This is a genomic window from Neoluteolibacter marinus, from assembly GCF_014904755.1.
Classification (GTDB): domain Bacteria; phylum Verrucomicrobiota; class Verrucomicrobiia; order Verrucomicrobiales; family Akkermansiaceae; genus Haloferula; species Haloferula marina.
In genome coordinates, this window is sequence record NZ_JACZFQ010000006.1 from 24,390 (window position 1) to 37,031 (window position 12,642).

The following is a 12,642-nucleotide window of genomic DNA, read 5'->3' on the forward strand; positions in this document are numbered from 1 at the left end:
GAAGATTGAACGGATCGAGGGATCCTATCAACTCCAGGAGGGCGACTCATCATCTGGACATTCCAAGCTGACCAAAATGAAAGCGACCCTGACCGCCGCGCTCTGCGGCCTACTTGCATTCGCCGCCCATGCGGCAGACAAACCCAACATCCTCTTCATCATGGGAGACGATGTTGGCTACTGGAACATCAGCGCCTTCAACGGTGGGCTGATGGGATACAGCACTCCGAACATCGACCGGCTCGCCAAGGAGGGCGGCCAGTTGACCTGTTACTACGCCCAGCAAAGCTGCACCGCCGGCCGCTCGGCCTTCATCACCGGCCAGATGCCCTTCCGCACCGGCATGTCGAAAGTGGGCCTCCCCGGCGCCGACCTTGGTCTCCAGCCCGAGGACCCGACCATCGCCGAACTGCTCAAGCCGCTCGGCTACGCCACCGGCCAGTTCGGCAAGAACCACCTCGGCGACAAGGACGAGTTCCTGCCCAGCAACCACGGCTTCGACGAGTTCTTCGGCAACCTCTACCACCTCAACGCCGAAGAGGAACCCGAGAACGAGGACTATCCGAAGGACCCCGAGTTCAAGAAGAAGTTCGGTCCCCGCGGCGTCATCCACAGCTTCGCCGACGGCAAGATCGAGGACACCGGCCCGCTGACCAAGAAGCGCATGGAGACCATCGACGAGGAGGTGCTGGCCAAGGCCAAGGACTTCCTCGACCGCTCGGTCAAGGCCGACAAGCCCTTCTTCTGCTGGTTCAACACCACCCACATGCACAACTTCACGCACGTGAAGCCAGAGGATAGCGGCAAGACCGGCCTCGGACTCTACGCCGACGGCATGGTCTACCACGACCGGACCATCGGCATGCTCCTCGACTACGTCGACCAGCTCGGCATCACCGAGAACACCATCGTCGTCTACACCACCGACAACGGCCCGATGGTCTGCCTCTTCCCGGACGCCGGCTCGACCCCGTTCCGCGGCGAGAAGAACACCAACTGGGACGGCGGCTGGCGCGTGCCGGCCCTGATCCGCTGGCCCGGCACCGTCAAGCCCGGCAGCAAGTTCACCGACCTCGTCGCCGGTGAGGACTGGATGCCGACCCTGCTGGCCGCCGCCGGCGCCCCGGACGTCAAGGAGAAGCTGCTCACCGGCTACAAGGCGGGCGACAAGACCTTCAAGGTCCATCTCGACGGCTTCGACCAAGGCGACTACTTCGCCGGCAAGACCGAGGAAAGCGCCCGCCCCGGCTTCATGTACTTCAGCGACGACGGCGATCTGCTCGCGGTCCGCAGCAAGCGCATCAAGGCCCACTTCATGATCCAGGAAGCGACCGGCATCGACGTCTGGCGCCACCCCTTCACCACCCTGCGCGCGCCGATCTTCTTCGATCTCAAGATCGATCCGGGTGAACGCGGTGACGAGGGCATGAACTACAACGACTGGTGGTACCGCCGCGCCTACGTGCTGGTCCCGATCCAGACCGAGGTGGCCCGGGTGCTCGCGACCTTCCAGGAATACCCGCCGCGCCAGAAGCCCGCCAGCTTCACCGTCGGCGAGGCGCTGGAGTCCCTCAGCTCCCCGGCCGCGCCGGGTCGATAAGCCCCGAGGGAACCTCTCGCAGGTTCCCCGTCAATCCACGCCGCGCCCGCCACAAGCGGGCGCGGCCTGCTTCACCACCAAGGAAGTCGTCCCGGCTTCCGCTCCCCTTCCAAGTCCTCCGGCGGGATCATGGAAAGGCCTCGTCGAGATGAGCTGACGCTCTCTCCACTCCGCCGGATGTTCCGAAAACCAGCCATCGCATGAAGACCCTCGTTTTCCGAATGGCAGCGACGTTCCGCCTGCTGCTCCCGGCCGTATCGGTGGCCATGGCCCTGCTTCCGGTGCTCGCGCTGATCCAGCCCGCCGCGGGCGAGGAAGCACCGCCCGTCACCGCCATCGACATCCTGTTGGAGCCGGACGCCACCATGCTCAAGCACGCGGCGGCCAACAACGAACGCCTGCGCAAGGTTTACCCCGCGGGTTTCGCCCTCGACGAAGCGCACAGCCCGCACATCACCCTGCTGCAGTGCTTCGTCCGCACCGCGGATCTCGACAAGGTCTACGACGCGGCCGGCAAGGTCCTCGCGGATGCCGGAGTCGCCTCGATGAAGCTGGAGGCCTTCAAATACTACTACGCCCCGGCCGATGAGAAAACGGGCGTGGCCGGGATCTGCGCCAAGCCGACGGATGCCATCGTGAAACTCCAGGCGGACATCATCACCGCCGTCAAACCGTTCACGGTGGAAACCGCCACTGTCAGCGCCTTCTCGGCCCCCCACCCGAGCCCCGATCTGGACCAGGCGCTGATCGACTACGTTTCCACCTTCGACCCGAAGATGTCCGGCAAGAACTTCAACCCGCACGTCAGCACCGGCGTCGCGCCCAAGGACTACATCGAGAAGATGATGGCCGAGCCCTTCGACAACTTCACCTTCTCGCCCGCTGGCGCGGCCGTCTATCAACTCGGGCCCTTCGGCGCTGCGGCGAGGAAGCTCAAGCAATGGGAGTTCAAGTGAACCTGCACACTCCCGCCACGAAGTCCACCGCCATGAAAACGACCTCCATCCTGGCAGCCACGGCCCTCTCGATTCCGCTGCTCCAGGCCCAAACCTCCTCCCTCCAGGACGTTGGTGGAGCCTCTTGGAAGGAACTCCCGGCCATCACGATCTATCCGGCCAGGGAGGTCGTCACGCTCGACCCGGACCGCCCGATCGCCAAGGCGGTCGCGGTGGTGGGCGACCGCATTCTCGCCACGGGCGATGTGGAATCGCTCAAGCAACGGGCAGGGGAGCAGGAGTTCCGGATCGACGAGACCTTTGCCGACAAGGTGATCGTCCCGGGGTTCCTCGCCCAGCACGACCACCCGGTCCTGACCGCCCTGACGATGGCGTCCGAGATTCTCGCCATCGAGGACTGGGTGCTGCCGGAGAAAACCATCCCGGCGGTGAAGGACAAGGATGACTTCATGAAGCGCCTCGCTGAAGCGGAAAAGGCGTTGGAAGACCCCAAGGAACCCCTGGTCACCTGGGGCTACCACCCGGCCTTTTACGGTCCCATCAACCGCGAGCAACTCAACGGGATCAGCAAGACCCGACCGGTGGTGGTATGGGCGCGTTCCTGCCACGAGTTCATTCTCAACGACGCTGCGCTGCAGGCCGCCGGCATCACCCGGGAAGTGATGAATGGCTGGTCGAAGTCGCAGCAGGAGCAGTCGAGCTTCGAGGAGGGCCACTTCTGGGAACAGGGCATGTTCGCCGCCTTGGCCACCAACCTCGCGACCATTGTCGTTACCCCGGAGAAGCTCCAGGCCGGGCTCGAGATCGCCCGCGACTTCATGCACTCGAAGGGCATCACCTTCGGCAATGAGCCCGGCGGCATCCTCGTGAAGCCGGTGCAGGATGGCGTCAACGCCGTCTTCTCGCAGCCCACCATGCCCTTCCGCTGGACCTTCATGGTGGATGGCAAGACCCTGTGCGACAAGTACGACGACGATGCGCAGGTACTTGAGGAATCCGCCAAGGTCGCGTCCTGGTACCACGGCATGACGAGCCAAGCCCCCAAGATGGTGAAGCTCTTTGCCGACGGTGCCATTTACTCCCAGTTGATGGTCGTCCGTGAGCCCTATCTCGACGGCCACAAGGGCGAATGGATGACCGATCTGGAGGTCTTCCAGCGCGCCTTCCGCATCTACTGGGATGCCGGCTATCAGATCCACATCCACGTCAATGGCGATGCCGGACTCGACCGGGTGCTGGACACCCTGGAGACGAACCTTCGTCGGAATCCACGTTTCGACCACCGGATGACCGTCGTCCACTTCGCTGTCAGCGCGAAGGACCAGGTCGAGCGCATCAAGCGACTCGGCGCCATCGTCAGCGGCAACCCATACTACGTGCGGGCCCTCGCGGACAACTACAGCGAGGTCGGGCTCGGCCCCGAGCGGGCCGACCAGATGGTCCGCATGGGCGACGTGGAGCGTCTCGGCATCTCCTTCTCCTACCACTCCGACATGCCCATGGCACCGGCGGATCCGCTCTTCCTGATGTGGTGCGGCGTGACCCGCCAGACCACCTCGGGACGTGTGGCCGCGCCCGACCAGCGCGTCAGCCGCGAGGCCGCCCTGCGCGCCGTCACCCTCGATGCCGCCTATTCACTGAAGATGGAGAACGAACTCGGCAGCATCGTCACGGGCAAGTTGGCCAATTTCACCATCCTCGACGACAACCCCGTCACCTGCGACGCGGACGCGATCAAGGATATCGCCGTCTGGGGAACGGTCCATGAGGGCCGCGTCCTTCCGGTTGCCGAGAGAAAGGACGGTGGCGAAACCGCCGCCGCATCGCGAACGACCGGGTTCGCATCCGCTGCACCCTCGCCTCACCTCGTTTTGCAAGCCGCCGAGACGGACGGACACGACCATGACCACGCCTCCGGCTGCTGCAGTTGCCGGGTCAACCGGGCCCTCGTGGCCGCGATGTTCAGGGATCCGTCCACGCCACCCGCCCGCTGACGCTCGGGCCCTCCCCCACCGCCATGAAAACCAGACATCCGATGAAAACCAATCCATGGATCGCGGCCCGTGCCGCCATCGCAGGCCTCGCGTTCTGCGCGGCCATCAACAGCCATCTCCTCGCGCAGGAGGTGCTCCCCGCTCCGCCGCCGCCCTTCAAGGGCAGCATCGGGCTGAGCGTGAAAGATTCGAAGTCGGACTTTCCCGAAATGGTGAAAGCTCCGGAAGGAGCCCCCAACGTCGTGGTCATCCTGCTGGATGACGTCGGCTACGGCGCCGCCTCGACGTTCGGCGGCCCCTGCAACACTCCCGTGCTCGATCGCCTGGCGAAAGGCGGCCTGCGCTACACGCGGTTCCATACCACCGCGTTGTGCTCGCCGACCCGGGCCGCGCTGCTCACCGGGCGCAATCACCACTCGGTTCATACCGCGTGCATCATGGAAGGCGGCACCGGTTTCCCGGGCTATGACACCGTCATGGGCAAGGACACCGCGACCGTCGCGGAAGTGCTCAAACAAAAAGGCTGGAACACGTCGTGGTTCGGCAAGGACCACAACGTGCCGGACTGGCAGAGCAGCCAGGCGGGCCCCTTCGATCTCTGGCCGACCGGGCTCGGCTTCGAGCACTTCTACGGCTTCATCGGCGGCGATTGCAATCAGTGGCGCCCGAACGTCACCGAAGGCACCAAGCCGATCGACCCCTACATCGGCAACCCGGATTACAACTTCGACTACGACATGGCCGACCAGGCCATCAAGTGGGTCCGCAACCAGAAGGTCGTCGCCAAGGACAAGCCGTTCTTCCTCTACTACGCGCCGGGAGCGACTCACGCGCCGCACCACCCGAAGAAGGAGTGGATCGCCAAATACAAGGGCAAGTTCGACCAAGGCTGGAACAAGGTCCGCGAAGAGACCTTCGCGCGGCAGAAGGAACTCGGCGTGATCCCGGCGGACGCCAAGCTGACCCCCGCGCCCGACTCGATCCCGGTCTGGGACACGCTCGACGCCGACCAGAAGAAGCTCTATGCCCGCTTCATGGAGGTCTACGCCGGCTACCTCGAGCAGACCGACTACAACGTCGGCCGCGTGCTCGACGCGATCGACCAGCTGGGCGAGACCGAGAACACGCTGGTGTTCTACATCGTCGGCGACAACGGCGCGAGCGCCGAGGGCAGCTTGCAAGGCCTCGCCAACGAGATGACCTTCTTCAACGGCCTCAAGGAGGACATCAAGGACCTCCTCGCCAAGGAGGACGACATCGGCACCTGGAAGACCTTCAACCACTATCCGGTCGGCTGGGCCCACGCGATGTGCACGCCATTCCAGTGGACCAAGCAGATCGCCTCGCACCTCGGTGGTGTCCGCAATCCGATGGTCGTTTCCTGGCCGGCGAAGATCAAGGATGGCGGCGGCGTCCGCAGCCAGTTCCATCACATCATCGACATTTCGCCGACCATCCTCCAGGTCTCGGGCCTGGAACAACCGTCGTCGGTCAACGGCGTGGCCCAGAAGCCGATCGAAGGGGTCAGCATGGCCTATTCATTCGGCGACGCGAAGGCGCCATCGACCCATCAAACGCAGTACTTCGAAATGCTCGGCAACCGCGGCATCTACCACAACGGCTGGTGGGCCTGCACCACCCCGGTGCTGCCGCCGTGGGACCCCTCCGCCTCGGATGCGGATCCGATCACCGGCTACAATTGGGAACTCTACAACATCAACGACGACTTCTCCCAGGCCAACGACCTTGCGGAGGCGGAACCTGAGAAGCTGAAGCTGCTGCAAACCGCGTTCTACGCCGAGGCGGCGAAATACGACGTCCTGCCCATCGACAACAGCAAGACGACCCGCATGGACCCGTCCAACCGTCCGAGCCTCACCCGCGGACGCAACAGCTTCACCTACTACGAAGGCCAGATCCGCATGCCGGAAGGCGCGGTTCCCGACGTGAAGAACAAGTCGTTCACCATCACCACCGAGGTCGAACTCCCGAAGGGTGATGAAAGCGGAGTCATTCTCACCCAGGGTGGCCTGTTCGGCGGCTACGCGCTGATGTTCGACAAGGGCAAGCCCGTCTTCCACTACAACCTCGCCAACATCGAGCACACCAACATCGCGGCGAAGGAAGCGCTCGCCCCCGGCAAACACAAGATCGTCGTCGACTTCGAATACGACGGCGGCGGGGTCGGCAAGGGCGGCACCGCCACCGTCACGGCGGGCGGCAAGGAAGTGGCCAAGGGCAAGATCGAGCGCACCACGCCGATCCGCTTCTCGCTCGATGAAGGCATGGACGTCGGCGAGGACACCGGCACCCCGGTCTCCCTCGACTACGATGTGCCTCACAAATTCACCGGCCACTTCGAGACGGTGACCATCGACCTCAAACCCGGCGCCACCGCGGACGCCAAGGCCGCCGACGAGGCCAACCAGATCGCCGCCGAGCGGAAAGCGATCCGCGACTGACACCGGAGAGACTCCACTCCATTCGCCCTGGCGAGGACCTTCGCGGTCGTCTCCAGGGTCAAATCCATCAAGCAATCATGAAACGAAACCTCATCCCACTCCTTGCGGCACTCATCGCCACCGCATCTGCCGACCCGCTCCCCTCGTGGAACCCGGGACCGGCCAAGCAGTCCGTCATCGACTTCGTCGAAAAGGTCTCCGACAGCTCGAGCAAGGACTTCGTGCCGGTCGCCGAGCGCATCGCGGTGTTCGACAACGACGGCACCCTGTGGTGCGAAACCCCGCTCCCGCCCCAGGCCTTCTACGCCTTCGCCGAGGTCGAGCGGCTGCTGCCCGAGAATCCAGAGTGGAAGGACAACCCCGCGATCCAGGCGCTGCAGAAGAAGGACTTCGGCCCCTTGCTGGCGGACCACTACAAGGGCCTGCTCGACATCATCGCGAAATCCCACGCCGATCGAACACCCGAGCAGTTTTCCGAAGGGGTGACGAACTGGCTGGAAACCGCGAAGCATCCGAAGTTCGGCATGGCCTACAACCAGACGATCTATCAGCCAATGCTCGAGGTGCTCAGCTACCTGCGCGACCACGGCTTCAAGACCTACATCGTCTCCGGCGGCGGCCAGGACTTCATGCGGGTCTTCTCTGACAAGACCTACGGCATCATCCCCGAGCAGGTCATCGGCACCTACAGCTCGGCGACCTTTGAAATGAAGGATGGCAAGCCGGTCCTTACCAAGGGCATGGACAACCTCTTCATCGACGACAAGGCCGGCAAACCCGAGGCCATCCACCGCTTCATCGGCCGCAAGCCGATCGCCTGCTTCGGCAACAGCGACGGCGACCAGGCGATGCTCGAATACACCACCATCGGCAACCCGCGGCCGAGCTTGGGCCTGATCGTCCACCACACCGATGCCGAACGGGAGTATGCCTACGACGCCAAACCGATCGCCAGCGGCAAACTCGTCACCGGCCTCGAGGCGGCGAAGGAGCACGGCTGGACGGTGGTCGACATGAAGAGCGACTGGAAGACCGTCTTTCCCGAATAACTCGTCCTCGTCCCTCGTACTCGTTCTCGTCCTCGATCGCCATATCGACGACGAGGGACGACAACGAGAACGAGGACGATCCACCATTCCACCTCTCCCCGAACCACCGCCATGAAAGCACTCCCTTATCTCGTCCTGCTGTCCATTCTTCCAGCAGTCTCCCAGGACGCCGGGGCTCCTTCGAAGGAGTCGCTTGAAAGGACCCAGTCGAAGCGTCCCTACTCGCCCTACGCCGACAGGAGTTTCCCCTCGCGTCCCTTCTTTGGCGACACCCATCTGCACACCGGCTTCTCGATGGATGCCGGCGCCTTCGGTTGCACCCTGACGCCACGCGACGCGCTTCGCTTCGCACGGGGCGAGCAGGTCACGGCTTCCAGCGGCCAGCCCGCGAAGCTTTCGCGTCCCCTGGACTTCCTGGTCGTCGCCGACCACTCGGACAACATGGGCTTCTTCCCCGATCTCTTCGCGGGCAAACCCGAGATCCTTGCCCAGCCGATGGGCCGCAAGTGGTACGACATGATCCGCGACGGCAAAGGCGCGGAAGCCGCCCTCGATATCATCGGCCAGTTCTCCCAGGGCACCTTTCCCGAGGAGCTCATGTACGCGCCCGGCAGTCTCCCGTACAAGAACGCCTGGCAGGAAACCATCGACGCCGCCGAACACTACAACGAACCCGGACGCTTCACCGCCTTCATCGGCTATGAATGGACCTCGCTCGACAAGGGCAACAACCTGCACCGCAACGTCATCTTCCGCGACGACGGCGACAAGGCGAGTCAGGTCGTCCCCTTCACCTGCACCCCGCCCATGGGCAGCAACAATCCGCGCGACCTGTGGAAATGGATGGCCTCCTACGAGGAAAAAACCGGCGGCAGCGTGCTCGCCATCGCCCACAACGGCAACCTTTCCAACGGCACCATGTTCCCCCTGGTCGAATCCTTCGGCAAGAAGCTCGATGCCAACTACGCCGAGGAACGCGCGAGATGGGAGCGCCTCTACGAGGTCACCCAGACCAAGGGCGACGGCGAAGCCCATCCCTTCCTCTCGCCCAACGACGAGTTCGCCGACTTCGAAACCTGGGACAAGGGAAACCTCGACGGCAGCGAAGCCAAGACCAACGGCATGCTGGCCGGCGAATACGCCCGCTCGGCCCTCAAGAGTGGCCTCAAGCTCCAGACCGAGCTCGGCACCAATCCTTACAAGTTCGGCCTGGTCGGCAGCAGCGATGCCCACACCGGCCTCGCCGCGATGGAGGAGGAGAACTTCTTCGGCAAGACCACTCCCCAGGAACCGAGCCCCGAGCGCATGCTCGCCAAGTTCATGAGCAACCCGAAGACCGGGGTCACCATCTACGACTGGGAAGTCGGTGCTTCCGGCTATGCCGCCGTCTGGGCCGATGAGAACACCCGGGCCTCGATCTGGGATGCCATGCAACGCAAGGAAACCTACGCGACCACCGGCTCGCGCATGATCGTGCGCTTCTTCGGCGGTTGGGACTTCGAGGAGGCCGACGCCCATACCCGCAACCCCGCCTTCGCAGGCTATGCCAAGGGAGTGCCGATGGGGGGAGATCTATCGGCCGCGCCCGCTGGCAAGTCCGCCACCTTCATCGTCGCGGCACTCAAGGATCCCATCGGGGCCAACCTCGACCGCATCCAGGTGGTCAAGGGATGGTTGGATGCCAGCGGCGAGCTGCAGGAGAAGGTGTTCGACGCGGTCTGGAGCGGAGACCGCCAGCCCGGTGCCGATGGAAAAGTCCCGGCGGTCGGGAGCACGGTCGACGTGGAGAATGCCACCTGGACCAACACCATCGGCTCACCCGAGCTGATCACCGTCTGGAAGGACCCCGACTTCGATCCGAAACTGAAGGCGTTCTACTACCTTCGGGTCCTTGAAATCCCGACGCCCCGGTGGACGGCCTACGACGCCAAGCGGCTCGGCTCCAAGCCTCTCGAGGGAACCCGCATGACCCTGCAGGAACGCGCCTACACCAGCCCGATTTGGTATAACCCATAAACAACAACTAACAGGAAGAAGTCGCCCGAGGCAACGTCCCCAAGAACCCAGAGGCAAACGACCATGAACACCGAACATCCACAGCCGATCCGTCTGGCAGCCTCCCGCGCCGTGGGGGCGGTGTGGTGGTGTTTCCTGATCCGGGGACTGCTCATTCTGGCAGCGGGGGTCTTCATGCTGTTCCAGCCGGACCTGACCCTCGTCGCCCTCGCCCAAGTGATCGCGGTGCTCGTGAGCATCGACGGCATTCTTGCCTTCGCTGCGGCGTTCAGCGGACAAGCGGAGTCGCGCTTCTGGTCCGTCATCCGCGGTGGCCTTCTGTTAGCGGCCGGGTTGTTTGTCTTTCTTCAGCCGGCTCTGGTCTCCACGGCCGCCATCAAGACGGTGTTCTTCATCGTGGCGCCCTTCGTCATCCTCAGCGGAGTGCTCGAGATCAAAAGCGCCTTCAGCGGAAACGAGAGTTCATCCGAAGATCAAGGCAGTTGGATCAGTGGTCTTCTGACGACAATCTTCGGGATCCTCCTGATTCTGGGTCCCATATTCTTCGGTGAGTTGATCGTGCGCGTCCTCGGCGTCGTCGCCATCCTGATAGGTATCGTGCTCCTGTTTCTCGCCATGAAATTCCGCAAGCTCAGGAACCGGATTGCGGAGGGATCATGAACCCGTTCTAACACCCCTTATGTCAATGCCATCATCCCAACTCAATAAAGACCATGAAGACCATGAAGACCATGAAGACCATGAAGACCATGAAGACCCGTGCTTCGGGCCTCGTGGTCACCGCGCTCGCCCTCTGCGCGGCGCCGATCACCAGTCACGCTGAGGATGGCGTGCCCGAAAACCCGCTCAAGGAAGCCTATTTCGGCGAGACCCACCTCCACACCGGCGTTTCGATGGACGCCTTCATCGGCGGCAACCGGCTCACGCCGGACGACGCCTACCGCTTCGCCAAGGGCGAGGAGATCAAGGTCAACGGCAGCATGCACAAGATCAAGGTGCCACTGGATTTCTGCGCGGTCACCGACCATTCCGAGTTCATGGGCGAGGCCTTCAGCCTGATGAACGAAGGTGCGCCCGGCTACGACGATCCGATCGCCAAGTCGTTCCGCGACGCGACGGACCTTGAGACCGCGCTGATGCTCTACGGCAAGTATGTCCTCACCCCGCTGGCCAGCGGCAAGGATCCCCACCCGCCCTTCTTCCAAGGGGCCGAGGCGATCAAGAGCACATGGAAGAAGAACTTCGAAGCCACCGAGAAGCACTACCAGCCCGGCAAGTTCACCACCATCCACGCCTACGAATACACCTCCGCTCCCGGCGGCGGGAACCTTCACCGCAACGTGCTGTTCCGCGACACCAACGTGCCGGACATGCCCTTCTCCTCGAACGAAAGCCCCGATCCCGAAAAACTCTGGGAGTGGATGAAGGTCCAGCGTGCGGATGGCAAAAAGCTTTTCGCCATGCCGCACAACTCGAACGAGTCCAAGGGCCTCCTCTTCTGCGAGGAAACCCTCTCCGGCAAGCCGATCACCAAGGAATACCTCGAGCTCCGCTCCAGCAACGAGCCGCTCATCGAGATGATGCAGATCAAGGGCAACTCCGAGGTGGTTCCCCAGTTCTGGCCGAACGACGAGTTCGCCGACTTCGAGAACGCCACCTCGCTCCAGGACTTCAACGACCGCAAGTTCATGAAGAAGAACTTCGTCCGCTACGGCCTCACCCGCGGCCTGAAGTACCGCCAGGACATGGGTATCAACCCCTTCAAGTACGGCTTCGTCGGCGGCACCGACAGCCACAACGGCGCGCCCAGCAACGTCGCCGAGGACAACTGGAACGTCGGCAGCCACGGCCTCGCCGACCAGACCGCCGCGATCCGCTCGAAGGCCACCCTGGACGGGGAGATGAAGGTCTCCGACCTGAACCCCGGCGCGATCACCGGCGTGTGGGCGACCTCCAACACCCGCGGCGCGATCTGGGACTCGATGGCCGCCCGCGAGACCTTCGCCACCAGCGGCCCGCGGATCAAGGTCCGCGCCTTCGCCGGCCAGGGCTTCGCGGAGAAATACGATTCCTACGAGGCGCTGGTGAAGGACGGCTATGAAAAGGGCGTGCCGATGGGCTCCGACTACAAGGGTGACAAGGCCCCGCAAGTCCTCGTCTGGGCCGTCAAGGATCCGATCGGCCCCAACCTCGACCGCATCCAGATCATCAAGGGCTGGGTCGAAAACGGTGAACTCAAGGACAAGGTCTACAATGTGGTCGCCTCGGGCGATCGCCTCAAGGAGGACGGATCGGTCGAACCGGTCAACGCCCCGATCGACCTCAAGACGGGCAAGTTCAACAGCGAGAAGGGCGATCCCGAACTGAAGGGGGTGTGGACCGACCCCGACTTCGATCCGAAGGAGGAGGCCTATTACTATGTCCGCGTCCTCCAGCTGCCGACCGCCCGCTGGAATCTCTGGGACGAACTCCGCAACGAAGGCGTGAAGTTCCCCGAGGAGGTGAAGAAGCAGATCGTCGAGCGTGCCTGGGGATCCCCCATCTGGCATGAAGGAGCGTGAGCCT

8 protein-coding genes are annotated in these 12,642 nt (G+C 63.4%); all 8 read left to right on the forward strand.

The genetic code is table 11. From position 1 onward, the window contains the following. The first annotated feature begins 76 nt into the window (after window positions 1–76). The 8 genes from IG178_RS01305 to IG178_RS01340 all read left to right on the forward strand — a co-directional run bounded on the left by IG178_RS01305 (window position 77) and on the right by IG178_RS01340 (window position 12,638). Entirely contained in the window at window positions 77–1,600 is a 1,524-nt protein-coding gene (locus IG178_RS01305; protein WP_193210684.1) for an arylsulfatase, read from the forward strand. Between the two features lie 200 nt (window positions 1,601–1,800). After that, the gene (locus tag IG178_RS01310; protein ID WP_193210685.1) at window positions 1,801–2,556 is read left to right on the forward strand and encodes a 2'-5' RNA ligase family protein; all 756 of its coding nucleotides are present in this window, start codon (window positions 1,801–1,803) and stop codon (window positions 2,554–2,556) included. 32 nt (window positions 2,557–2,588) lie between these two features. Then, the gene (locus IG178_RS01315) at window positions 2,589–4,550 is read left to right on the forward strand and encodes an amidohydrolase (RefSeq protein WP_193210686.1); all 1,962 of its coding nucleotides are present in this window, start codon (window positions 2,589–2,591) and stop codon (window positions 4,548–4,550) included. Window positions 4,551–4,573: 23 nt separating this feature from the next. Next, on the forward strand, window positions 4,574–7,012 hold the full coding sequence (locus IG178_RS01320; RefSeq protein WP_193210687.1) for an arylsulfatase: 2,439 nt from the start codon (window positions 4,574–4,576) through the stop codon (window positions 7,010–7,012). Between the two features lie 77 nt (window positions 7,013–7,089). Further along, window positions 7,090–8,061: an HAD family hydrolase gene (locus tag IG178_RS01325; RefSeq protein ID WP_193210688.1), complete on the forward strand. Its 972-nt coding sequence runs from the start codon at window positions 7,090–7,092 to the stop codon at window positions 8,059–8,061. A 111-nt stretch (window positions 8,062–8,172) separates the two neighbouring features. Then, complete coding sequence (locus tag IG178_RS01330; RefSeq protein ID WP_193210689.1) at window positions 8,173–10,077, forward strand: DUF3604 domain-containing protein; 1,905 nt, start codon at window positions 8,173–8,175, stop codon at window positions 10,075–10,077. A gap of 63 nt (window positions 10,078–10,140) precedes the next feature. Next, window positions 10,141–10,737: an HdeD family acid-resistance protein gene (locus tag IG178_RS01335; protein WP_193210690.1), complete on the forward strand. Its 597-nt coding sequence runs from the start codon at window positions 10,141–10,143 to the stop codon at window positions 10,735–10,737. Window positions 10,738–10,790: 53 nt separating this feature from the next. Continuing rightward, complete coding sequence (locus tag IG178_RS01340) at window positions 10,791–12,638, forward strand: DUF3604 domain-containing protein (protein ID WP_193210691.1); 1,848 nt, start codon at window positions 10,791–10,793, stop codon at window positions 12,636–12,638. Window positions 12,639–12,642 lie beyond the last annotated feature (4 nt).

Bases quoted from the DNA above. Each gene is read 5' to 3' on its own strand.
- IG178_RS01325 (WP_193210688.1), top strand. From the start codon at position 7,090: ATGAAACGAAACCTCATCCCACTCCTTGCGGCACTCATCGCCACCGCA.
- IG178_RS01320 (WP_193210687.1), top strand. From the start codon at position 4,574: ATGAAAACCAGACATCCGATGAAAACCAATCCATGGATCGCGGCCCGT.
- IG178_RS01305 (WP_193210684.1), top strand. From the start codon at position 77: ATGAAAGCGACCCTGACCGCCGCGCTCTGCGGCCTACTTGCATTCGCC.
- IG178_RS01340 (WP_193210691.1), top strand. From the start codon at position 10,791: ATGAAGACCATGAAGACCATGAAGACCATGAAGACCATGAAGACCCGT.
- IG178_RS01335 (WP_193210690.1), top strand. From the start codon at position 10,141: ATGAACACCGAACATCCACAGCCGATCCGTCTGGCAGCCTCCCGCGCC.
- IG178_RS01330 (WP_193210689.1), top strand. From the start codon at position 8,173: ATGAAAGCACTCCCTTATCTCGTCCTGCTGTCCATTCTTCCAGCAGTC.
- IG178_RS01315 (WP_193210686.1), top strand. From the start codon at position 2,589: ATGAAAACGACCTCCATCCTGGCAGCCACGGCCCTCTCGATTCCGCTG.
- IG178_RS01310 (WP_193210685.1), top strand. From the start codon at position 1,801: ATGAAGACCCTCGTTTTCCGAATGGCAGCGACGTTCCGCCTGCTGCTC.